Origin of the sequence: Vibrio sinensis (assembly GCF_003605645.1) — a bacterium.
GTDB lineage: Bacteria > Pseudomonadota > Gammaproteobacteria > Enterobacterales > Vibrionaceae > Vibrio > Vibrio sinensis.
Map to the genome: position 1 here is coordinate 38282 of NZ_QVMU01000026.1, position 24192 is coordinate 62473.

General features: G+C 43.9%; 22 protein-coding genes. 5 read left to right on the top strand and 17 right to left on the bottom strand.

Going from position 1 to position 24192, the window contains the following annotated elements:
* Positions 1 to 21 precede the first annotated feature (21 nt).
* Together glyS and glyQ are read right to left on the bottom strand one after the other, a co-directional pair.
* A complete protein-coding gene (gene glyS / locus DZ860_RS19605) occupies positions 22 to 2088 on the bottom strand; it encodes a glycine--tRNA ligase subunit beta (RefSeq protein ID WP_120034513.1) in 2067 nt (688 codons plus the stop codon).
* Between the two features lie 3 nt (positions 2089 to 2091).
* Positions 2092 to 3030, bottom strand: coding sequence for a glycine--tRNA ligase subunit alpha (glyQ, locus tag DZ860_RS19610; protein WP_006713780.1), 939 nt, complete (start codon positions 3028 to 3030; stop codon positions 2092 to 2094).
* A 493-nt stretch (positions 3031 to 3523) separates the two neighbouring features.
* Here glyQ and DZ860_RS19615 point away from each other — a divergent pair, with 493 nt between their 5' ends.
* Entirely contained in the window at positions 3524 to 3784 is a 261-nt protein-coding gene (locus DZ860_RS19615; RefSeq protein WP_120034515.1) for a hypothetical protein, read from the top strand.
* A gap of 79 nt (positions 3785 to 3863) precedes the next feature.
* On the opposite strand, the gene tusA is transcribed toward DZ860_RS19615, so the two are convergent.
* Positions 3864 to 4109, bottom strand: coding sequence for a sulfurtransferase TusA (gene tusA, locus DZ860_RS19620; RefSeq protein WP_120034517.1), 246 nt, complete (start codon positions 4107 to 4109; stop codon positions 3864 to 3866).
* A gap of 490 nt (positions 4110 to 4599) precedes the next feature.
* Here tusA and DZ860_RS19630 point away from each other — a divergent pair, with 490 nt between their 5' ends.
* Positions 4600 to 5541, top strand: coding sequence for a LysR family transcriptional regulator (locus tag DZ860_RS19630; RefSeq protein WP_120034521.1), 942 nt, complete (start codon positions 4600 to 4602; stop codon positions 5539 to 5541).
* 136 nt (positions 5542 to 5677) lie between these two features.
* On the opposite strand, the gene acuI is transcribed toward DZ860_RS19630, so the two are convergent.
* The 6 genes from acuI to ilvG all read right to left on the bottom strand — a co-directional run bounded on the left by acuI (position 5678) and on the right by ilvG (position 13157).
* Positions 5678 to 6658: an acrylyl-CoA reductase (NADPH) gene (gene acuI / locus DZ860_RS19635; protein ID WP_120034523.1), complete on the bottom strand. Its 981-nt coding sequence runs from the start codon at positions 6656 to 6658 to the stop codon at positions 5678 to 5680.
* Positions 6659 to 6842: 184 nt separating this feature from the next.
* Positions 6843 to 8390: a threonine ammonia-lyase, biosynthetic gene (ilvA, locus tag DZ860_RS19640; protein ID WP_120034525.1), complete on the bottom strand. Its 1548-nt coding sequence runs from the start codon at positions 8388 to 8390 to the stop codon at positions 6843 to 6845.
* Complete coding sequence (gene ilvD / locus DZ860_RS19645) at positions 8391 to 10235, bottom strand: dihydroxy-acid dehydratase (RefSeq protein WP_120034527.1); 1845 nt, start codon at positions 10233 to 10235, stop codon at positions 8391 to 8393.
* 13 nt (positions 10236 to 10248) lie between these two features.
* On the bottom strand, positions 10249 to 11211 hold the full coding sequence (locus DZ860_RS19650; RefSeq protein WP_120034529.1) for a branched-chain amino acid transaminase: 963 nt from the start codon (positions 11209 to 11211) through the stop codon (positions 10249 to 10251).
* Positions 11212 to 11224: 13 nt separating this feature from the next.
* Positions 11225 to 11509 (bottom strand): acetolactate synthase 2 small subunit, encoded by a 285-nt coding sequence (gene ilvM / locus DZ860_RS19655; protein ID WP_120034531.1) that lies wholly within the window; start codon positions 11507 to 11509, stop codon positions 11225 to 11227.
* Position 11510: 1 nt separating this feature from the next.
* Positions 11511 to 13157 (bottom strand): acetolactate synthase 2 catalytic subunit, encoded by a 1647-nt coding sequence (ilvG, locus tag DZ860_RS19660; protein ID WP_120034533.1) that lies wholly within the window; start codon positions 13155 to 13157, stop codon positions 11511 to 11513.
* A 484-nt stretch (positions 13158 to 13641) separates the two neighbouring features.
* Between ilvG and DZ860_RS19665 the strand changes: the two genes are divergently transcribed.
* Complete coding sequence (locus DZ860_RS19665) at positions 13642 to 15165, top strand: YifB family Mg chelatase-like AAA ATPase (RefSeq protein ID WP_120034535.1); 1524 nt, start codon at positions 13642 to 13644, stop codon at positions 15163 to 15165.
* Between the two features lie 25 nt (positions 15166 to 15190).
* Here the strand turns inward: DZ860_RS19665 and DZ860_RS19670 are convergent, their stop codons facing one another.
* From DZ860_RS19670 to DZ860_RS24500, 6 genes are all read right to left on the bottom strand, one after another.
* Positions 15191 to 16150: a DUF2860 domain-containing protein gene (locus DZ860_RS19670; RefSeq protein WP_120034537.1), complete on the bottom strand. Its 960-nt coding sequence runs from the start codon at positions 16148 to 16150 to the stop codon at positions 15191 to 15193.
* A gap of 171 nt (positions 16151 to 16321) precedes the next feature.
* The gene (locus tag DZ860_RS19675; protein WP_120034539.1) at positions 16322 to 16927 is read right to left on the bottom strand and encodes a thiol:disulfide interchange protein DsbA/DsbL; all 606 of its coding nucleotides are present in this window, start codon (positions 16925 to 16927) and stop codon (positions 16322 to 16324) included.
* Positions 16928 to 16959: 32 nt separating this feature from the next.
* On the bottom strand, positions 16960 to 17946 hold the full coding sequence (locus DZ860_RS19680) for a serine/threonine protein kinase (protein WP_120034585.1): 987 nt from the start codon (positions 17944 to 17946) through the stop codon (positions 16960 to 16962).
* Between the two features lie 60 nt (positions 17947 to 18006).
* On the bottom strand, positions 18007 to 19425 hold the full coding sequence (gene ccoG, locus DZ860_RS19685) for a cytochrome c oxidase accessory protein CcoG (protein WP_120034541.1): 1419 nt from the start codon (positions 19423 to 19425) through the stop codon (positions 18007 to 18009).
* 312 nt (positions 19426 to 19737) lie between these two features.
* Complete coding sequence (locus tag DZ860_RS19690) at positions 19738 to 20004, bottom strand: YihD family protein (RefSeq protein WP_120034543.1); 267 nt, start codon at positions 20002 to 20004, stop codon at positions 19738 to 19740.
* 90 nt (positions 20005 to 20094) lie between these two features.
* Complete coding sequence (locus DZ860_RS24500; RefSeq protein WP_165862937.1) at positions 20095 to 20262, bottom strand: hypothetical protein; 168 nt, start codon at positions 20260 to 20262, stop codon at positions 20095 to 20097.
* A 275-nt stretch (positions 20263 to 20537) separates the two neighbouring features.
* Here DZ860_RS24500 and DZ860_RS19700 point away from each other — a divergent pair, with 275 nt between their 5' ends.
* Positions 20538 to 21335: a sporulation protein gene (locus DZ860_RS19700; RefSeq protein ID WP_120034547.1), complete on the top strand. Its 798-nt coding sequence runs from the start codon at positions 20538 to 20540 to the stop codon at positions 21333 to 21335.
* Between the two features lie 88 nt (positions 21336 to 21423).
* A complete protein-coding gene (trhA, locus tag DZ860_RS19705) occupies positions 21424 to 22071 on the top strand; it encodes a PAQR family membrane homeostasis protein TrhA (RefSeq protein ID WP_120034549.1) in 648 nt (215 codons plus the stop codon).
* A gap of 58 nt (positions 22072 to 22129) precedes the next feature.
* Here the strand turns inward: trhA and DZ860_RS19710 are convergent, their stop codons facing one another.
* Positions 22130 to 22723, bottom strand: coding sequence for a DUF3157 family protein (locus tag DZ860_RS19710; RefSeq protein WP_165862938.1), 594 nt, complete (start codon positions 22721 to 22723; stop codon positions 22130 to 22132).
* Positions 22724 to 22745: 22 nt separating this feature from the next.
* Positions 22746 to 24191, bottom strand: a complete 1446-nt coding sequence (locus DZ860_RS19715; protein WP_120034553.1) for a TrkH family potassium uptake protein — start codon at positions 24189 to 24191, stop codon at positions 22746 to 22748.
* Position 24192: the final 1 nt, after the last annotated feature.

The window sequence follows — 24192 nt, forward strand, 5'->3', positions numbered from 1 at the left end:
CGAGCTTACTTTTGCAGTAACTTACTTTTGCAGTAAAGAGATATCTGCAATTTGTAGGAACAGGTTACGTAGGTTATTTAGCAGAGTTAGACGGTTGGTTTTCAACGCTTCGTCATCAGCCATTACCATTACGTTGTCGAAGAATGCATCCACTGGCTCACGTAGATCTGCCAGTTTGCTTAGTGCTTCTTGGTAGTTACCCGTTGCGAATGCCGGCTCTAGTGCTTCTGTCATCACTTCAACGCTTTCAGCTAGCGCTTTCTCAGCATCTTCTTGAAGAAGTGCTAGATTGATTTCAGAGGCGAGTTCGCCATCAAATTTCGCCAGGATATTACCCACACGCTTGTTCGCTGCTGCAAGTGCTTCTGCTGCTTCTAGCTCACGGAAGTGAGATACCGCTTTAACACGTTGGTCGAAATCTGCTGGTTTAGTTGGACGACGCGCCAATACCGCTTGAATGATGTCGATACTAAAGCCTGCGTCTTGGTACCATGCGCGGAAACGACCTAGCATGAATTCAAGTACGTCAGCTTCAACGTTAGCGTTAGTTAGTTTGTCGCCAAGTAGCGATTTCGCTTTAGCAATCAAATCAACAAGATCTAGGTTGTAGCCGTTTTCAACGATAATACGTAGTACGCCAAGAGACGCACGACGTAGCGCGAATGGATCCGAACCTTTTGGTGCTTGGCCAATACCGAAGATACCAACAATCGTATCTAGCTTATCTGCCATCGCGACTGCTGAAGAGATGCCAGTACTTGGTAGGTCATCACCAGCGAAACGAGGCATGTATTGCTCGTAAAGTGCTAGTGCAACTTGTTCATCTTCACCATCATGGGTAGCGTAGTGCATGCCCATAACACCTTGGGTATCGGTAAATTCGAATACCATTGAGGTCATTAGGTCACATTTCGCTAGCAGACCAGCACGTTGAGATTTCTCAACGTCAGCACCGATTTGCTCAGCAATGTAGCCAGCAAGTTCAGTAATGCGATCTGTTTTGTCTTTGATAGTACCAAGTTGCTTCTGGAAGATAGCCGTTTCAAGTTGCGGTAGGCGATCAATCAGTGGGCTCTTACGGTCAGTATTGAAGAAGAATTCTGCATCAGCTAGACGTGGACGAACCACTTTCTCGTTACCTTCGATAACGTGGCGAGGTTCTTTCGATTCAATGTTTGATACGAAGATGAAGTTTGGTAGTAATTTCTTGTTGTCATCGTAGACAGGGAAATACTTTTGGTCACCTTTCATGGTGTAAACCAAGGCTTCAGAAGGTACTTTTAGGAACTCTTCTTCAAACTTCGCTGTTAGCACGACAGGCCATTCAACCAGTGACGTAACTTCTTCAACCAAGTCATCTTCGAGATCCGCGACACCACCCACTGCTGCTGCTGCTTTTTGTGCATCAGCAAGGATGATAGCTTTACGCGCATCGTAATCTGCCATTACTTTACCGCGTTCTTCTAGAATCGCAGGGTATTGATCAGCAGAATCAATCGTGAACTCGCGTTCACCCATGAAGCGGTGACCACGTAGAGTACGCGTAGAAGCAACGCCTAGAATTTCACCTTCGATTAACTCGTCACCAAGTAGAATCGTTAGCGTTTTTACTGGACGGATAAATTGAATGTCTGAGTTACCCCAACGCATTGCTTTTGGGATTGGTAGGTTTGCAAGTGCTTTAGCAGCAAAATCAACCACAAGCTCTTTAACTGGCTGACCTTTTACTTCTTGCTTGAATAGTAGCCACTCACCTTTATCTGTAACCATGCGTTCTGCTTGGTCAACAGTGATGCCACAACCACGAGCCCAACCTTGAGCAGCTTTAGTTGCATTACCTTCTGCATCAAATGCAGCAGAAACAGCAGGACCACGTTTTTCAACGATTTTGTCAGCTTGGCTTTCTGCTAGGTTAGCAATTTTAAGAGCAAGACGACGAGGGGTCGCGTACCACTTAAGATCGTCAAATGCGATTTCAGCGTTGTTTAGCTCTGCAGCAAAGTTTGCGGCAAAGGCTTCTGCTAGTGAGCGAAGAGCTTTCGGTGGAAGTTCTTCGGTACCTAGTTCAATTAGAAAATTGTGCGCCATGGGTTACTTCTCCTCGTTATTCGCTTTTTGTTCTGCAGAGCGGCACATTGGGAAACCAAGTGCTTCACGCGATGCGTAGTACGCTTCTGCGACTGACTTAGTCAAATCGCGGATACGGAGGATGTAACGTTGACGCTCAGTTACAGAGATGGCTTTACGTGCGTCTAACAAGTTAAAAGCATGGCCTGCTTTTAGGATGCGCTCGTAAGCAGGTAGCGGTAGCGGCTTCTCAAGTTCAAGTAGCTGCTTACACTCTTTCTCACACTGTTCGAAGAAGCTGAATAGGAATTCAACATCTGCGTGTTCAAAGTTGTAAGTTGATTGCTCAACTTCATTTTGGTGGAAGATATCACCGTAAGTGACGTTTGAACCGTCTGGTGCTACGTTCCATACCAAGTCATACACTGAGTCTACTTCTTGGATGTACATTGCTAGACGTTCAATACCGTAAGTGATCTCGCCAGTTACAGGCTTACACTCTAGGCCGCCAACTTGTTGGAAGTAAGTAAACTGCGTTACTTCCATACCGTTTAGCCAAACTTCCCAGCCAAGACCCCAAGCACCCAATGTTGGGTTTTCCCAGTTGTCTTCTACAAAGCGAATATCGTGAACAAGCGGATCGACACCAAGAACTTCAAGTGAGCCTAGGTACAACTCCTGAATGTTATCTGGAGATGGTTTTAGAGCTACTTGGAATTGATAGTAGTGCTGCAGACGGTTCGGGTTTTCACCGTAGCGACCATCGGTCGGACGACGTGAAGGTTGAACATACGCTGTTGCCATTGGCTCAGGGCCAAGTGCACGTAGACATGTCATTGGGTGAGAGGTGCCAGCACCTACTTCCATATCTAGCGGTTGAACAATCGTACAACCATTTTGAGCCCAATAATCCTGCAGCGCGAGGATCATTCCCTGGAAGGTTTTGATATCGTATTTTTGCATAGTCAGGTTCGCGCGATTCTTCTGAATGATTTAAAAAAAATAACAATCAAGTATAACCAGATATTGTAGATGGGAGTAGCGATAATCTTGATTAATTCTTGGACAAAAATGTCGTTTAGTTGAATTTATATACCCAAGTGACTTCAAGATACCGGAACGAGTGAGTGACGCCCATGGAGCGAGTCGTTAAGTTGATTAATAAACGTCGAGTAAGAATCGAGTTTATAACACCGGTTACATAGTGTGGATAAACAGTGACTCATGAAGTCATACCTTGTGTCTATCGCAAAAATCTACCGAACATCTATAGCAAAATGCAGATGATGAAATTTAATTATAAGAGGATGTTGTTTTGTGGTTTGTAGGAGTAACCTAGGATCTTAAGCGACTTCAAACAATGAATAAAATCGTCTTGTAGCGTGACGAATGACATATTAGTGTCATAGTTGTCATGTTACTTTAATCATGTGAATGATAGCGAGAGGGCAAGATTATGCTGACACGTTACATGGGTATGACTGCAAAAAGTCAGAGCTATTTATTTACGTTGGGTTTTATGCTGACGCTACTAGGTATGGCATTAACCGACATGTGGTTACCAATGGTTGCTGGCGCAATTATTTTAGCGGGTCTAACCGTTGAATCTTGGATTCGCGTCGCACATATCATCCCGATGCATGCGGAAATGCGTGCGATGAAAAAACAGATCAATAAATTAGAGTCTGAAGTTCGTACTATTGAGTATGACCAATAGAATTAATAACGGCTGCTTCTATAGCAGCCGTTTTATTTTCACTATATTCACTATAGATTTAAAGCCTATCAAAAATGACTTACAGCCCTTTCTTAATCAAGTATTGAAAGGGTAGTTGTTCTGTTTGCGCTGCAATCAACTGATGGTCCATAAAACGGCAAAAGCTCGGAATATCGCGCGTTGTTGATGGGTCATCAGCCTTTACCAACAAAACTTCCCCATCTTGCATATTTCTGATTGTCTTCCTGACCATCATGACTGGCTCTGGGCAGCGTAATCCCTCAGCTTCTAAGGTCAGCGTGGCCTGTTCTGAATTAAATGTCATGGTCGTATCTTTATTACTCGAATTGGGGGTAGATGATACTAGTGAAGAAAAAATATTCAATAATCACTTGGCAAATGAAACAAATTGTTTTAACTTAATTAACAAGTTGGTAACAAATGGGTTGTGCGATAGTATTTTATCAGATTTGAAAGGACTGACCATCTGTTCAAATTCTGTTTGAGGTATTTTTGTACATAGATGCTTTCCCACTAGCAGCATTCACTAGCAATTGTCATGATTCTGCTACTTACTTTTTTAACCGTTATTGTAGGGATACGGATAAATATACTTCAAGTGAGAAAGGGATAAGCGACACATTTTTTACTATCCACAAAGTTACATTCCGACACTATCCCCAGTTTTCTTGGGCTTCCCCGCTGAAAGGCGGGATTTTTTTGCCTGTAATTTATGAGAAACACTATTGCTTAGTTTGAGGTGATTTTCACATAGAGTACAATTTAAGCATTATTGTATTGAAGAGTGCTGCTTTGTGGAGTTGGAAGAAGTTTATCGTCGCGATCTCAATTTACTGGTCGCGCTGCGTGTATTAATCGAAGAATGCAGTGTGAGTAAAGCGGCAACTCGTTTGAATTTAAGTCAGTCAGCGATGAGTCGAGTGCTAGGGCGCTTGCGAGTCTTGTTGAACGATCCTCTTTTTTCTCGTCAGGGTCAGCAGTTAATTCCAACCGAGAAGGCGCTCGAACTGAATGCCGCTTTGGGTGAACCTTTAGAATCTCTTCGTCAGCTTTTGTCCCCGATAGAGTTTGAGCCGTCTAAGTGCGATCAACATTTTACGATTGCGACAACTGACTATGCGATGCAAACTATTTTGCCTTTCGCTTTACCGCGTATCTATCAAGAAGCACCTAAAGTATCGATTAACTTTTTACCGCTTTATCATGACCGTCTGAGCGATCAACTTATTTATGAAAGAGCTGACTTAGCCATTTGTCGCCCGACAGCGTCTGTTGAGCCTCTGCGAAGTGAAATTCTCGGTCGCGTTGGCGTGTTATGTCTGTTATCTCGTCACCACCCATTGGCAGACAAAGCGCTTAGCCTTGAGGATTATTTGAGTTATCCCCATGCAATGATCGCGATTAGTGATGGCGTGAAAGCTCTCATTGAGCAAGCTCTTGTTGGGCTACCTCAGCGCAAAATGGTACTGCGTGCCTATCATTTAGAGGCGGCACTGGCGATTGTTGATACTATGCCTTTAATTATCACAGTTCCCGCAGATTTGGCGTATTTAGTGGCCGATCGATATGATCTTGCGGTGAAACCATTGCCTTTCCATTTTACGCCATTTGACTACTCGATGATCTGGCATCAACGTTGTGAACATTCACCGGCTCAAGAATGGCTTCGCTCAGTCTTAAAAGAAGAGTGCAGTCGATTGATTGCCAAGCGAATAGAAGATATGGGGCTCGGTTAAAATTAGGACCACGCATACTCTTTTGTATCTGATTTGGCTTAGGTCTTTGGCATAGAAATAAAAAACCGAGCGCATTGGCTCGGTTTTCTATTTGTGCTTAATAACTGCTGCCATTAATACTTGGCTACGTTAAAGCTTACAGTTTGATGACCACACGACCAGTCACTTGGCCATTAGTAATGTCTTCTGCAAATTTTGGTGCTTCAGCAAGTTCAACTTCAGTACATGCTTGCTCGAAGTAGCTTTCTGGTAGTAGTTCAACCAGTTTTTCCCAAGCAGCAATACGTTTTTCTGTTGGGCAAGATACTGAATCGATACCTTGTAGACGTACATTACGTAAGATAAATGGCATAACCGTCGTTGGTAAATCGAAACCACCAGCAAGGCCACATGCTGCAACGGCACTGTTGTAATCCATTTGTGCGAGTACTTTCGCTAATACATTGCTACCAACAGTATCAACTGCGCCTGCCCAGATTTGTTTTTCAAGCGGGCGAGCTGGTTCTGCAAATTCAGCACGGTCGATAATTCGGCTTGCACCAAGTTTTTCTAGTAGTGGACCGTTTTGTTCAACACGACCTGTTACGGCTGCAACTTTATAACCAAGTTGTGCTAATAGAGTGACAGCTACTGAGCCTACACCACCGCTTGCACCTGTTACTAGAACTTCACCAGCTTCTGGTTTTACACCAGCATCAAGTAGAGCTTGAACACATAACATTGCGGTAAAACCAGCAGTACCCACCATCATTGCTTTTTTGCTGTCTAGGCCTTTTGGTAGTGGTACTAGCCAGTCTGCTTTTAGACGAGCACGTTGTGCCATACCACCCCAGTGGTTTTCACCAACGCCCCAACCCGTTAATACAACACTATCACCAGCTTGGTAACGAGCATCTTCAGAACTGATTACGGTGCCGGCTAAGTCAATACCTGGAACCATTGGGAAGTTACGAATGATTTTGCCTTTGCCTGTGATTGCTAGGCCATCTTTGTAGTTAAGGGATGAGTAATCAACTTCGATTAACACATCACCTTCAGGAAGTTGTGTTTCATCGATTTGTTCAATGCTAGCAGTAGTACGTTTGTCTTCTTGATTTAGGATTAGAGCGTTAAACATAGGGTTCTCCAAATGGATTCAGCAATAATAATTAGGCTAGAAACAGTTTAGTCGCATATTGGCTATGACTAAAATGAAACTTTAGCATTTTATTAATGCGCATCACGCATTTATTCTGGAGCCCACTAGCAACCAGAAAAAAGCCAGCGATATCGCTGGCTATAAACTAGAATGCCACTCTGTATTACGAAAGGAAAAACTGATACGAGAGGTTATCGGTTTCATCTTTACATTGGTACCCAAGCTCTCGTAGGTGAGCCGAGAATTGAGCAAGATCGCTTTCATTTAACTCGAAGCCGCACAGTACTCGACCATAATCGGCACCATGGTTTCGGTAATTAAATAAGCTAATATTCCAATGTGTTCCCAATGTACTGAGGAACTTAAGCAGTGCGCCAGGGTATTCCGGGAATTCAAAACTGTATAAACGCTCTTTGAGTGGTTTCGAGGGTTTCCCCCCAATCATATAGCGCACATGCAGTTTGGCCATTTCATCTTCAGATAAGTCCACGACTGGGTAACCACCGTTACGTAAGTCATGGATGATGTGCTCCAACTCTTCCTGACCACCTTGCAAGCGAACACCAACAAAGATGTTTGCGAGTTGGTCATCGTTGTAACGGTAGTTAAACTCAGTGACAGCTCTGCCACCAATTAAATGACAAAAATCAAAGAATGCACCTTGACGCTCTGGAATCGTGACCGCCAATAAACCTTCACGTTTTTCTCCTAATTCACAACGTTCAGAGACATAGCGCAATCCATGAAAGTTGGTGTTAGCTCCAGACAATACAGTGCTGAGGTTTTTATCCTGCAGTTGATGTTGCTCTGTATATTTTTTAAGTCCCGCTAAGGCGAGCGCCCCGGATGGTTCAGCAATCGCACGAGTGTCTTCAAAAATGTCTTTCACCGCGGCACAAATTTCATCGCTAGAAACGGTAATGTGGCCATCTAGGTATTTTTGGCATAAACGAAATGTCTCTTCCCCGATGCGTTTGACGGCAACACCATCAGCAAACATGCTGACTTGGTCGAGCACCACAGGTTCCCCAGCATCCAGCGCTGCTTTTAAGCAGGCTGAATCTTCAGGTTCGACGGCAATGACTTTAATTTCAGGCATCAGTTGCTTGATGAGAACCGCGATGCCGGCGGCTAAGCCACCACCACCTACCGGAACAAAAATATAATCGAGGTGGCCATTTTGTTGCAGCATTTCCATGCCAATCGTCCCTTGGCCCGCAATCACAAGTGGATGGTCGAACGGAGGAACAAAAGTATAACCGTGGCAGTCAGAGAGGCGCTCTGCTTCTGCTTTTGCTTCATCAAAGTTATTGCCATGTAGGATGACATTACCACCAAAGCTTCTGACGGCATCGACTTTAATATCAGGTGTCGTCTTAGGCATAACAATGATGGTTTTGATATCTAGCTTGGTTCCCGACAGCGCCATTCCTTGAGCGTGGTTGCCTGCAGAAGCGGCAATAACACCAGCGGCCTGTTGCTCTTTAGATAAGCTAGCTACCATATTGTAAGCACCACGCAGCTTAAATGAATGTACAGGTTGGCGATCTTCTCGCTTGATTTGTACATTGTTATTAAGCCGAGCGGATAATCTTGGCATATCTTGTAGCGGAGTGACGTTAGCCACTTCGTATACCGGAGCGCGAAGAATTTGGCGCAGATAATCTGCGCCGCTTTGATTCAGGTTTTTCACCGGAAAAGAGTCCGTCATTTACCACCCCTCAAGCTTCGATTTATCGCGGACAGCGCCTTTATCTGCACTTGTTGCCATACTTGCATAAGCTTTTAGAGCGAATGAAACTTCTCTTTGACGATCAACGGGTTTCCAGCCATTTGCATCTTGCTGTGCTCGGCGAACACTCAGTTCTTCATCACTAATTTCAAGTTGAATACTACGATTTGGAATATCGATAGTGATGATATCGCCAGATTTTACTAAGCCAATAGTGCCCCCATTAGCCGCTTCTGGGGATACGTGACCAATTGATAATCCAGAGGTGCCACCAGAGAAGCGTCCGTCAGTTAACAGAGCACACTCTTTCCCAAGTCCCATGGATTTCAAATACGTTGTTGGATAGAGCATCTCTTGCATGCCCGGGCCTCCTTTTGGTCCCTCATATCTGATCACCACGACATCACCAGCTTTGACTTTGCCACCAAGAATACCCTCAACTGCATCATCTTGGCTTTCATAGACAACCGCTGGGCCTTGGAAAGTTAAGCTTCCCTCATCTACACCTGCTGTTTTGACAATGCAGCCATCGAGGGCAATGTTGCCAGAAAGAACGGCTAAACCACCATCTTGGCTAAAGGCATTTTCTTTGGTGCGAATACAGCCATTTTCACGATCATCATCAAGACGGTCCCAGCGACACTCTTGAGAGAATGCTTTTGTGGTACGAATGCCAGCAGGGCCTGCGCGGAAGAAAGTTAACACCGCTTCATCATCAGTTTGCATGATGTCGTATTGAGCCAACTGTTCTTGCATCGAAAGGCCAAGAACGGTGCGTGTTTGATTATTAATTAGGCCCGCTCTATCAAGCTCACCTAAAATTGCCATTACACCACCAGCACGATGGACGTCTTCCATATGGTATTTCTGCGTTGATGGCGCCACTTTACATAAGTGTGGAACGCGACGAGACATACGATCGATATCATCCATATCGAAATCAATTTCACCTTCTTGAGCGCCAGCAAGTAGATGTAAAACGGTATTGGTTGAACCACCCATAGCGATATCTAATGCCATCGCATTTTCGAATGCTTGTTTATTGGCAATATTGCGTGGTAGTGCTGAGGTATCATCTTGTTCGTAGTAGCGGCGGGTTAGCTCGACAATGCGTTTGCCTGCATTAATGAATAAGGCTTCACGGTCAGCGTGAGTTGCTAGCATAGAACCATTCCCCGGTTGAGAAAGACCGAGAGCTTCAGTCAGGCAGTTCATTGAGTTAGCGGTAAACATGCCAGAGCAAGAGCCACAAGTCGGGCAGGCTGAGCGTTCGATCTGTTCGCTTTGCTCATCGGAAACTGTCGGGTCCGCACCTTGAATCATTGCATCAACGAGATCGAGCTTGATGATTTGGTCTGAAAGTTTTGTTTTACCCGCTTCCATTGGACCGCCAGAAACGAAGATAACTGGAATGTTAAGGCGTAATGCAGCCATCATCATTCCTGGAGTGATTTTGTCACAGTTAGAGATACAGACCATAGCATCAGCACAGTGAGCATTAACCATATACTCAACGGAGTCGGCAATCAGCTCGCGTGATGGTAGTGAATAGAGCATTCCACCATGGCCCATTGCAATACCATCATCAACAGCGATGGTATTGAACTCTTTAGCAATACCGCCTGCTTTCTCAATTTCACCGGCGACAAGTTGGCCCATATCTTTTAAATGAACATGGCCCGGTACAAACTGAGTGAATGAGTTAACAACGGCAATGATGGGTTTGCCGAAGTCTTCGTCTTTAACTCCAGTTGCGCGCCAAAGTGCACGAGCTCCGGCCATGTTACGTCCATGAGTTGTAGTGGCTGATCTATATTTAGGCATGGTTCTAATTTCCTTATTGAGCCGCTACGTGGCTGTTGTCTGCATCTTGGGGATAGACATAATCTAGCCAGCCCCATTTATCTTCCGTGGTGCCATTGAATAGACCAAAATAGGTCTCTTGGAGATCTTTAGTAATTGGGCCGCGTTTACCCTCACCAACTTCTATTTTATCTATGCTGCGAACGGGAACGACTTCAGCAGCCGTACCCGTCATAAAAACTTCGTCGGCAAGATAAAGGGCTTCTCGGGCGATATTCGCTTCTTGTACTTGATAACCCTTGTCACGTGCTATCGTCATGATCGAATCACGGGTGATACCCGGAAGTATTGCTGCTGTCGCTGGTGGCGTGATTAATACGCCATCTTTAATAACAAAAATATTTTCGCCAGCACCCTCAGAAAGGTAACCATCAACACTGAGAGCAATGCCCTCATCGTAGCCATGACGACGAGCTTCACCGCCAACGAGTAGCGATGATAAGTAGTTACCACCAGCTTTTGCGGCAGTAGGAATTGTATTGGGGGCAGCGCGGTTCCAACTAGAAATCATTGCATCTACACCACGCTCTAACGCCTCTTCACCAAGATATGAACCCCAAGGGAAAGCTGCAATGATGAGGTCCATTTCGGTATCAACCGGTGGACAAACACCAAGACCAACATTGCCGACAAATCCTAGTGGACGGATATAGGCACTATCGAGTTTGTTTTGTCGTACTGTTTCTCGAGTTGCTTCCATGATTTCGTCAGTAGTATATGGAATTGGGAAGCGGTAGATTTTTGCCGAATTTTTTAAGCGCTTGGCATGCTCAGCATGACGAAAAATAATAGGGCCTTTAGGGGTGTTGTAACAGCGCACCCCCTCAAATACAGATGTACCGTAATGCAAGGCGTGAGAAAGGACATGAACATTGGCATCTTGCCAAGGAACCATTTCGCCATTAAACCAGATGTAGTCAGCCGTTTTTGTTGTCATTGTATTGCCTTCCTTATGCACAAACGCTTTGTTGTAAATTATTGTTAGGTAGCTCATTGCGTGCGATTTTTGTGACGTTAACTGTGCGGATGTCCCACAACTTTTCTATTTGGTTGGTCAGAAAAGAAATAGGTCGGTCACTGTCGACGATGATCTCGACACTCGCGACATGGCTTTCATGATTTTGTGTCGCCGCAACTTGTTTAATGATGAATCCACGGTGTCGAGTGACCCGAAGAACACGTTCTAGCAATACCGGTTTATCGTCTGCTTTTATGTCAAGTAAGTATCTATCCATATTAAGTGTTCTCCAGCATGTCACTGTTTGACGCACCCGGTGGAACGAGTGGCCATACGTTTTCTTCTTCATCAATGAGTACATGAAGCAAGTAAGCAGTTTTGCTTTCCAGCATCTCTTTTAATGCCGGTTCGACTTCTTCTTTTTTAGTGATGGTTTTACCTGGAATATCAAACGCTTTAGCCAGCGTAATGAAGTCAGGGTTATCATCTAAGATGGTTTCACTGTGGCGACCGTCAAAGAAGAGAGATTGCCATTGGCGAACCATGCCTAAGCGTTGGTTGTTTAAAAGCACGATTTTTACTGGGATCTGACGACGCTTTAATGTGCCGAGTTCTTGTACATTCATCATGAATGAGCCATCACCAGTAATCAGGATTGATTGGTCATCAGGTCTTGCGACTGCGGCACCCATAGCAGCAGGTAAACCAAAGCCCATGGTGCCCAACCCCGCTGAAGTAATGAAGTTTTGTGGTTCACGAGGCTGGATATGCTGCGCTGCCCACATTTGGTGTTGGCCTACATCGGTCGAGATGATCGCGCTATCGGGCATGATGTCTGATAGTTGCTTTAACAAACCTGGAGCATAGATAAGCTCACCCGGGTGATCGTAGCGCCAAGTAAATCCAACTCGTAAGCTCTCACTATGCTTTACCCAAGGTGTGAGATCTTGAGTTACTTCTAAACGTGGTAGCGTATCGATGATCTCGCCGCGAAGTGGCGCATTAGCCGTTCTAAGTTTATGGATCTCAGCGGCATCAATATCGATGTGAATCACTTTTGCGTTGGGAGCGAACGTATCAAGTTTTCCTGTGACTCGGTCATCAAAACGTGCACCGACAACAATCAATAAGTCACATTCTTGTACGATAAGGTTAGCGGCTTTTGTGCCGTGCATGCCTAACATACCTAGGTAGTGAGGATCATGTCGTTCAATGGTGCCTAAACCTTTTAGCGTACTGACCGATGGCATTGGGTTTAAGCGCAGGAATTCGCGTACGCAGTCGGTGGCTTTACCTAATTGAACCCCTCCGCCGACATAAAGCACAGGGCGTGAGCTGCTGGAAAGTAATGCTTGGGCTTGGGCAATATGTTGTTCACTTGCTGTAATTTTGTCTGGGGCGATAAAAAGAGGAAGATCTGAAACGGGAGCTTGAGCAAGTTGAACATCTTTAGCGATGTCGACAATAACAGGGCCCGGTCTGCCAGCTTTTGCTACTTCAAACGCTTCAGCTAGCGTTGGGGCGAGTTCATTGATGTCTGTAACTAAGTAACTGTGTTTAGTACATGAGAGCGACATGCCGATAACATCCATTTCTTGAAATGCATCGGTTCCGATATGTGAGCTGGCGACTTGTCCGGTGATGGCAACCAAGGGGATTGAATCCATGAAAGCGTCAGCTAAACCGGTAACCAAGTTGGTTGCTCCTGGACCTGACGTTGCCATACAAACCGCCACTTCTTGCGTAGAACGAGCCATTCCAATCGCGGCCATGACCGCTCCTTGTTCATGCCGACAGAGGATATGTTCAACCTCTCCATCATAAAGGGCATCATAGATTGGCATGATGGCTCCGCCGGGATAACCGAAGATGGTTTTGATTCCCTGCTGGTGTAGAGCCGCGACGACTAATTGAGCTCCTGTCATCGTGTGCCTCCTTGGTTAGCATCTAGGCTAATTTTTTTTGTTTTGCACTTCATGTGCGCTCCCATTCTTCCTGTTTATGATGATTAAAGTGCCTGAGCAAGCTTTAATCTGAATGAGCTTCATTTTTAACCAATTTAATTGTAAAAAAACCCCCGGACTTTTCAGTGCGGGGGTTTTTAAATTCTGGTGGTTATCTTCCGCCCACTAGACCCCGCGTGGTGTCAATAATGACCACGATAATCAGGGAAATCAGTGCATGTAAGCGAGCGGTGAAGTTCATATCATCAATTCTATTTTTGAGTTCAATTAATTTTGTTTGAATATGTTTGCACCACTAGTGGTAACACATATTTCCGTTACATGACAAGCAAAAAGTCATTCTTTTTTCACATTATCCCATCAACTGACCACGGTATATAACAAGTTCAATATAAAAAATCATGCGTAATAAGTAAACAGCGCGGATTGAAAATGGAGAAGTCGTATGGGGTTAGCAGTCGTACACAGTCGAGCTTCGGTTGGGGTTGACGCTCCTGAAGTGTTAGTTGAAGTGCATATCAGTAACGGAATGCCGGGTTTTACGCTGGTGGGGCTTCCAGAAACAACGGTGAAAGAATCACGCGATCGCGTTCGTAGCGCGATCATTAATTCACGTTTTGAATTTCCAGCAAAACGGATCACTGTCAACTTGGCTCCGGCTGATTTGCCTAAAGAAGGTGGGCGGTTTGATTTGCCGATAGCTCTAGGTATTTTGGCTGCCTCTGAGCAAGTTCCATTAGCCGCGCTGAAAGGAAAAGAGTTTATTGGTGAGTTAGCATTATCGGGTGAATTACGCGGTGTTAAAGGGGTATTACCTGCTGCGTTAGCCGCGAGTCGAAAGCAACATTGTTTGGTGGTACCTGAGCAAAATAGCGATCAAGCAGCCTTGGTTGATGATCAAACGCACCAGTCAGCAACAAGCTTGCTCGATGTTTGTGCCGATTTGTGTGGTCAGAAAAAATTGAGTTTATTTAAACACCCTATTGTCGTTAAAAAAGCGGCACACCCTCGAGACTTGCAAGATATTATTGGTCAGCAGCAAGGTAAGCGAGCGTTAGAAATTGCAGCGGCGGGTAGTCATAACGTTTTGTTTATGGGGCCACCGGGCACAGGAAAAACGATGCTTGCTTTGCGGTTGAGAGATTTACTGCCGGAAATGTCAGAACAAGAAGCGATAGAGACGGCATCGGTAGCCTCTTTGACTCAGCAAGATATTACGATTGAGAACTGGAAGCAGCGTCCGTTTCGATCGCCACATCATTCTAGCTCTATGGCTGCGTTGGTTGGTGGAGGCTCAGTTCCTCGTCCTGGAGAGATTTCATTGGCCCATAATGGGCTGCTTTTCCTTGATGAAATGCCTGAATTTGAGAGAAAAGTTCTCGATTCTTTACGTGAACCGCTGGAATCCGGTGAAATTATCATTTCTCGCGCACAAGGGAAAACACGTTTTCCGGCTCAGTTTCAGTTGGTCGGAGCATTGAATCCAAGTCCTAGTGGACACTATGATTCACGCCAGTTAGGTGCGAATCCTCAGGCTGCATTACGTTACTTGAGCCGATTATCTGGCCCTTTACTTGATCGTTTTGATATGTCGATCGAGATCCCCGCATTACCTAAAGGCACACTTGCTGAGGGGGGCGATAGAGGAGAGCCAACCGAAGTGGTTCGAGAACGGGTTGTCCAAGCCCATCAAATGATGTTGCAGCGAGGTGGTAAAGTGAATGCGCAATTAAGCAGCCGTGAGATAGAGCACTACTGTGGCTTGCTCCGTGAAGATGCTCAATTTCTTGAGAGTGCTTTACACCAACTCGGTTTATCTATCCGCGCTTATCACCGTATTATCAAAGTTGCTCGAACAATTGCCGACTTAGCGGGTAATGAAAGTATCAATCGTCATCATATTAGTGAAGCGCTTGGATATCGGGCGATGGACCGCTTATTAAAACAATTGAATGCTCAAGCGGTCTAGGGATCAGGAGAATAGGTCTAAAGGGTTAAAAGCGATAGTTCATACCGACAGAAACGATGTATTGTGACTCATCATAAAATGTCAGGTTGCTATTGCTCTGCCCATAGCCAGCTAATGATATGAGAGACCAGTTTTTCCACCCCATAATGTTTGGCCTTTCAAATGCAGCAAAAAGACTAATCACATCTTCACTACGCGCGACATGATCAAATAACTGAGCACCTTGGTCGTAGTCGCGCTTTGAATATCCAGCAGTGAGTGCGAGTCGGTTGCGTTCTACCGCAGTAAACCAACTAATTTCTAAGCCTATTTCATCGAAAGAACTCGCGTTTCCATCGGCTGAATGGTCAGTGTAAGTAAGAGCTGGGGCAAGAGTTGATTGCTTGGATAGTGGCAGAATATATTGACTTTTCATGTACCAGGTTTTGGCATCTCGAGCGAGTTCTGTTCCTACATACTCATCGTTATCTACATCTTTATCGGCATAAGCTAAATCGAGTTTGATAGGCAGTCCGGCAAGGCGAGAAATTTGCAGGCGGTATGCATTCCCATCAACGTCAGTTTCTTTTCGTGGGGCATTGAGTAAGTAGGGATCAGCCCATTCTTCACCAGAAACGATGGTGGGTAAGTAGGATATATCGACACTGGTACCTGATTGAAAATGATATCTATAGCCAAGCTCAAACGCCAGTGTACCCACTGCAATATCATCACGTGATGTACCACCATACAACTGCTGATTGAGATTGGATCCAAAGGTATAGGTTAATGTTCCAAGAGGGGCCAGAATAAATCCGGTGTCGCTACTCGCTGACTGATTGAGAGAGTTTATCGTGTCGGAACCACTGGTGTTCAAATTGGAGGTTGATGAAGCGACACCCATGTTGATTGAGATCTCGCCACTAAAACCAGCTTTAGGAGCGACTTGAGCACTGACTGGAAGAGTTAAGAAACAAAGTGAGACAAGAAGTCGTCTGTCGTTCATTCGATTTCTCCTGTTGTTCGAATGGTAATGGTATTGGGAATGGAATCCTTCCATTGCTGCTAACACTATACTGTAGCTCTGTTTTGGTGAAATTATTAAGCTGACAAAGAACAGCTTGGATGTTTGATAAGGGAATAAAAAAGGGAGCTTTCACTAGCTCCCTTTTTTATATTAATTGTTTTTTTCTAGTAAGAAGTTCACAAGAGCAAAATATTCATCCAGCGATTTGATATCTTGTGCTTGAACTAGGTACTTATTGTTCACGATAACAGCTGGAACACCACTTAGGCCGCTATCTTTGAACTGTTTGTCAAAACGTCGAACCATTGAGTCAACCGCAAAGCCGTTATATGCCGCATCAAATTTCTTCGCGTCGATGCCTTCATCTAAAAAGATTTGGCGCAGTTCAGCTTCATTTCGTGGCGCTTTGCCCATGTTATGAATGCGGTTAAACATAACCGGAACCATTTTGTCTTCCACTTTTAATGCGATCATGGTTGCGTAAGCTTTACTCATTGGCTCACCCATATCGCCACCCATGAAAGAAACATGGTTTTTTTGCAGCTTAACACCCTCTGGAAGTTGTTGTTTTAGCTGAGCAATAATAGGCTCAAAAGTATTACAGTGTGGGCAGTAGAAAGAGAAAAACTCAGTGACACCTGGTTTTTTAGACGCTTCTGTATCTAGTACTTTGTAGTGGACGCCCTCACTAAATTGGGCTGCGTGAACTGAAAGACTCAACATTAACGTTGTGACTAGGGCAAATAGCTTTTTCATTATTTTCTCCATCTATTTATTGCGGCGGTGCCTTACCATTGAGGCATCAGTGAAAGTGGTGCTTCATTTAAAGCCGCGATTTGTTCTTTAAAGGCCAATACCTGACTTTCCCAGTATTTTGGATCATTGAACCACGGGAAGGCGAGAGGAAATGCAGGATCCTGCCACCTTTTTGCCAACCATGCCATATAGTGCACCATACGTAGACCGCGTAAAGGTTCAATAAGTTTCAACTCGTTACAGTCAAAATCACAGAACTCTTGATAAGCTTCGAGGATAATGTCTAATTGCATCAACTTATCTGCTCGATCTCCGTTTAGTAACATCCATAAATCTTGTATGGCTGGACCATTACGGGAATCATCGAGATCGACAAACATTGGGCCATCACGCCAAAGAATATTGCCAGGATGGCAGTCTCCATGTAAGCGAATGGTTTTAAAGCTACTATTCCAATGCTGTTCTATTGATTTGATTAATAAATCTAAATCATTGAAAAATGCATTTTCTAAGTGCATTGGAATGAATGTTGATTGCTGCAAGATTTGTCGTGGTTGATACAAATACTCATCCAGACTCACTGTCGGGCGATGTAAAAAAGGCTGTTTAGCACCCACGGTATGAATACGGCCTAAAAATCGACCCACACCCTCTAATTGTTCGAGATTGTCGACTTCAAATTGACGGCCACCAACGCTAACAAATAGAGCAAAGAGATAGCCTTTATAGTGGTGCAGAGTTTGGCCGTTAATTCGAACAGGAGGAGCCACAGGGATTTCTGCATCAATCAACTCTAGGGTAAATTGATGCTCTTCCTCTATTTGCGCTTCGCTCCATCGTTCTGGGCGGTAAAATTTCACCACATAACGTTGGCGTTCTTCATCGGTAAATTGGTAAACGCGGTTTTCATAACTGTTAAGAGGAAGAAATCCTGATTCAGCTCGAACACCGATACTTTCTAACGCATACCACATGAAATCTGGAGTAAGAGCGTCAAAGTTGAAAGCTGTGTGTGACATAGACATTAAAGGGCTCATTACTGAGCCCTTTCCATTGTTGTGTAGTAAACGTCGGTTGGTTTACAGTTTTTTGATAAACCGACTTTCGACTGAAAGAGTAAAGTCATCGCTATCCGACAGTATAAACTGAATAGTCGAAATAGATGTATCGAGATTGTCGGGGTTGACGCCTAAACTCATCGGTAAGTTCAGTACTTCGCCAGGGGCGACTTGTATCGTTTGTTTCCCATACCAAGAGACATCCTCTAAGCCAGTAACATCAAGCTGGTATTGCTGCTTTTGTTGTGTCTTATTGATCACTTTTAAGGTGTAAGTATTTTCTATTTCACCTGAGTTATTAGTGCGGAATAACTGATTTCTATCACGCAATACACTCATACCAGCGGGGTCAACACTGGCAATTTGCACAAAGAACAAACCGATCATAATTAATAATACCGCACCGTAGCCTAGTAATTTAGGACGCATGATATTGGTGTGATGACCAGAAAGACGATGTTCTGTGGTGTAGCTGATCAATCCTTTATCATATCCCATACGATCCATGGTTTGGTCGCAGGCATCAATACAGGCTCCGCAGTTGATGCACTCATATTGCAATCCATCACGGATATCAATACCCGTAGGGCAAACCTGAACACAGAGGTTACAGTCAATACAATCACCGAGACCTAAGGCTTTATGATCGGCTTTGCGTGAACGAGGGCCTCTATTTTCTCCTCGTTTTGTATCATATCCAACGATGAAAGTGTCTTTATCAAACATTGCTGATTGGAAGCGAGCATAAGGGCACATATGGATACACATAATCGATCGCATCCACCCTGCGTTGCCATAAGTACATATAGCAAAGAAGAGAACCCAGAAAACAGGCCAAAAACTGGCATTGAAAGTAAAGAAATCGACGATGAGTGATTTGATCGGAATAAAATATCCCGCAAAAGTAAACCCTGTCGCTAGCGCAATACTGAACCAAGCAATATGTTTAGCCGTTTTTCGTAAAGCAAGATTAGCGGTCAGTTTTCCTGAGTCTTGTTTGCGTCTTTTGTTGGCGCTGCCCTCTAGTTTTTCTTCAAACCATATATAAATGAATGTCCAAACGGTCTGCGGGCAGAGATAACCACACCATATCCGACCCAAAAAGGTGGTAATGAAAAATAGCCCAAAAGCGGCGATAACAAATAAGGTAGCAAGGAGAGTAAGGTCTTGAGGATAGAGTGTGGTCCCAAAGAAATTAAATTGTTGGTTGCCAATGTCGAGCAAAATAGCCTGGCGCTCACCATAAGGAATCCAAGGGATCAGTGCAAAAAGCAAGAGGAGAAACCACCCACCGTAGCGGCGCATTTTTTGGAAAACACCTTTGCTTTCTCGAACATAAATGCGATTACTAGGGTTGAATCTATCTCCATTGGTTTTGTGAGTTTTTGGGTTAAATGTTTTTGGAGTCACATCTTTAATATCGATCTTATCCTGACTCATTACGCTTCCTTATGGCTTCCAAGGCGCAATTTCTTTAGTTTGCGCTCAATTGACATTTATTGCTTATCGGTATGATTTTTAAAGTACAGTAGGGTTGTACTTGTGTATTTAGCTCAGTGCTTATTTCAAGAAATAACAGCTCATGATTTATCACTGTGCTCTATTTTAGTAATCACTTATAAACAAAGAGTATACAGATAATAACAATTTCATTTCTTTAACAGCGTCAATCTTTAACAACAAAGATGCAGATGGGGATGATAGAGAGGGATAATAGGAAAAAAGCGACTGTATTAGTCGCTTTTTAATGTGTTATTTGATGATACCGCGAGCACGAAGAATAGCGGTTTTGAAATCATCCTCTTGGTCTTTTTTCAAACCTGGGATCATTTCGTCTTTAGTACTGTTTCGCATTTTTAAGTGATAAATCAGTACATCATCAGTCAGCTCTTCTAATGAGCCTTTATAACCCGCTTCTTGAGACAACTTAATAATAAATTGCAGCAAGTTCATTTCTTGGTCTTTTTGCCACTCAGGCTCTAACAGCTCGAGCAACTCTTCAATACGATGGCATTTCATTGACTTTCTCCATTATTGTTATGCCGCTAAAGGTAGCAAATTGTCGAATTGAAGGTAAGAAAAAAGCGCAGTAGTGACTGCGCTTTTTAATTATGCCGCTTTCTCAACTTTAGCCGGAGAAGACGTTAATAATGGGGTCTCTTCCACTAAAGTCATGGTTGGCACGACTTTTTTTGCGACAAGCGCAGTAGTGAATCCACTGCGGCGGCGCATTGCACTACGATTTGTGTGCGAGAACCTGACGGTTGTTGGGCGCATTGACGTCAATTACCTAACTGTCAGGCATATCCATTGCCGAACTAATGGCCTGCTTAAATATGAGTTGCTCTCCATTACTGGAGTCTGGCTCTTTCTGGCGAACGCCAATCCAAATAAATAAGCAGGGATATTGATATGTATACATACCAATGAATAGGTTAGCACTATAGAAAGAATTGGTCGATATGTAATCGATTTTCCATATAATAAACGTTAGCTGCTGAGCGATTTTTAAGACGAATGGATTTAGTTCGTCCTTTTCCAAGGAGGTGGGTATGTCGTTTTTTAAGAAGACCCTTGCAAGTTTCGGAATTGGTTCTGCCAATGTGGATTCAGTATTACAGCAAGAAGTGTTGTACCCCGGGCAAAAAGTAAATGTTGTCATCCATGTTTATGGTGGCTCTAGTCAACAAGATATCGATAACATTGACCTCAAACTCTATTGCCGTTACATCAAAGAGGTTCCTGCGAATCAAGAACGCCATGAACGTAACTCGAGTAATATGCGTCGTGTACCGCAGAACTACGTTTTAGCTCAATGGTCTCTTCCTTATACTTTCACCATCCAACCCGGTGAAACCCGAGACTTTGAAGTTGAGTTAGACGTGCCTTGGAATACCCCCGTTACCATTGGTGATTCAAAAGTTTGGTTGGAAACGGGATTAGATATTTCTATGGCGAAAGATCCAAGTGACACCGATATTCTGACGGTGCGGCCCGATCCTGTCTTAGACGGTATTTTTACGGCATTTGAAGAGCAAGGTTTAAGGATACGCCAAGTCGAATGTGAAGCCGTCAAAGGCTTTGAACTTCCGTTTGTGCAAGAGTTCGAGTTTGTTCCTACTACTGGCCCTTATCATGGTCGCTGGCGTGAGTTAGAAGTTGTGGCTTATCGCAGTGAAGAAGAGTGGCAGTTGTGGTTTGAAATTGATAGGCACAGAGAGGGGGCTAAAGGCATGTTGGCCAGTTTATTAGGAGTTGGTCAGTTAAAACGACAACTTTCAATTCCTTTGCAGACTTCACCTCAAGAAGCGGGTAAGCAGGTTTTGGCTTACCTTGATAGTTGCTCTTAAGAAGTTCCATTGTAATTTAGGCTTACACGTGTAAGCCTAATGTGCGATACTCAGAAGCGAATATTCTAATTCCTCTGGTAGGTCGCTGATGACAGAAACGATTCCAAACCCATATAGCATTAAGGAAGAAGTCGCTAATGTCATTACCCATGGCATTGGGATGATTTTAGGTATTGTTGGCTTGGTTTTATTGCTTAATAAAGCCTTTGCCCAAGATGCTGATATGTTATCGATTGTTAGTCTAACCATTTATGGCAGTAGTATTATTTTACTGTTTCTCGCTTCCACGCTCTACCATGCGATCTCTTATCCAAAAACCAAACGAGCTCTAAAAACCTTTGATCATTGCGCTATTTATTTGCTCATTGCTGGCAGCTATACGCCATTTTTACTAATTAGTTTACGAACCCCCCTCGCGATAGGTTTGATGGTGTTTATTTGGCTGGTCGCATTGGTTGGGATCATTATGAAGCTGGCGTTTGTATATCGGTTTAAAAAGCTATCGTTGATCACTTATTTACTGATGGGGTGGTCTTCCTTAGTGGTGATTTATCAGTTAGCGATGCATGTTGCGGTGGGAGGGCTTATTTTACTAGCTCTTGGTGGTGTCATTTACTCGTTGGGCGTTATTTTTTATGTCGCTAAGCGGATCCCATACAACCATGCTATTTGGCATGGGTTTGTATTGGCAGGATGCGCATGTCATTTCTTTGCGATCTATTGGTATGTTATTTAGTTCTAGAATACCCAAGCACCATGAGGTACTTGGGTATAGATCTTAGCGGCAGTTACTCTTAATGGTTATTAATCTCGATGACTTGAGCTGACATTTGATACTGGGTTGCCTGCTGAGCATTGAGCTGAATGTCTAACCCAGTAATTACTTGTTTTGGTCTTAAGTAGGTTTCTGCCATTCGTTTAATGGCACGAAATACAGTGACTTGCTCTTGAGCTAAAACATTCCCATTGGTATCACTGAGGGTTACCTCTATTTCAATATCCACCACCGCATTTCTGCTATTGTTTGATATCGTTGTTGGGATAACCACTTGTCCGTCTTCATATTTAGCTGCATCTAGTTGAATTTCGATTCCTGAATCTGAGAGTTTCAAACTTGGCTCTCCTAGATTAAGTGCCGCACTATTTTCATTTTTAGCAATCAGCGTAGTGGCAATCACAGTCGCGCTCTTAGCGGTAGCATCGATAGGCTCAGCGGTTTCAGAGACTCTATTTTCTGGAGTAACATATTGCCATGTGAAGTCTTCATTCAACTGAACATGACGACCATCAGGCAGTGTAAAAACATCAGAAGCCAACACTGTGCTGCTAATGAATACACTTAAAAATAATCCTAAAAACAGTCCCGATCGAGATAAAAAATAATTCATTTTCAACATCCTGTGAGTAATCCTAACGACGCCAGAAAGCGGGGAAAAATAGTACCAATAGAGTCAGTATCTCTAATCGGCCCATTAACATACCAAAGCTTAGTAACCATTTAGCAGCATCTGGTAAAGATGAGAAGTTGCCTGTTGGACCGATCACCGTCCCCATACCAGGGCCGACGTTTGCAACCGCAGTAATCGCACCGGTAATACTGGTTGTTGGATCAAGACCAAGCGCACTCATACCACCAGCAATGAAGATGATAGTAATAAAGAACATTAAACCGAAAGCGACAACAGAACGTACGATGTCGTCATTGACTGGTCTTTGGTTGTAACGTTGAACAAAAACACCAGATGGATGAATCAATTTCATCATCTGTTTGTTCAGCAATGTCATGGCGATCTGGAAACGGAAAATCTTAATACCGCCAGATGTAGAACCAGAACATGCACCTGTCATTAATAAGAACGCAAACATGGTACTTGGTAACGCGCCCCATGCAGTGAAGTCTTCTAGGCCAAATCCAGTTGTTGTCACCACAGAGACAATATTAAACATGGATACACGTAGAGCATCGAGCACGTGATAGTTTTCGTGAATAACCAGCCAAGCAGAAACAATGAGGCTGGTGCCTAGAAATAGATAGGTGAATCCACGGACTTGAGCATCACTAGTCAGTAGGCTTAAACGACGTTTACTCAGTGCTGAAACAAAGAGCAAAAATGGTAGACCACCTAAGAACATGAACAAGGTGCCAACCCAGTGAGCGCCATGAGAAAAGCGATTCATTGAGCTGTCAGATGTTGAATACCCACCAGTAGACAGTGTCGTAAATGCATGGTTTATAGCTTCAAATAACGTCATCCCTGTCGCCACATAACCGATAATGCAAAGTATGGTTAAGATCAGATAAACCAACATGATGTTGATTGCGACAGTCTTGGCTCTTGGGCTACTTTTATCAGACCAATCTGAAGACTCCGTTTGGAAGAGTTTCATACCACCGACATTGAGCATGGGTAGGACAGCTACCGCCATTACAATAAAACCAACCCCGCCTAACCATTGCAAAATGGATCGCCAAAGCAAAATGCTAGGAGCCATACCATCTAAACCACTGAGAACAGTCGAGCCGGTTGTAGTGATACCAGACATGGTTTCGAAATAGGCATCGGTAAAGCTGATGTGGTTAATGAAGACAAAAGGAAGTGCAGCGAAAGCACTGGTAATCGTCCAAACTAAACTGGTGATCAAGAACATATCCCGAACGCTGAGCTTAAATGTAGCTGTGCGCCCAACGGATAGGCATATAAAAGCGATTACATGTGTAATCAGAAGTGATTGTCCAAACTCGATGAAGCCAGAGGTACCAGTAAAGAAGGCGACGAGAGTTGGAACGTACATAAACAAGGCTAGCTTAGAAAGAACTAGCCCGATTACAAACAGTACCGGTCTGAAATTGACCATA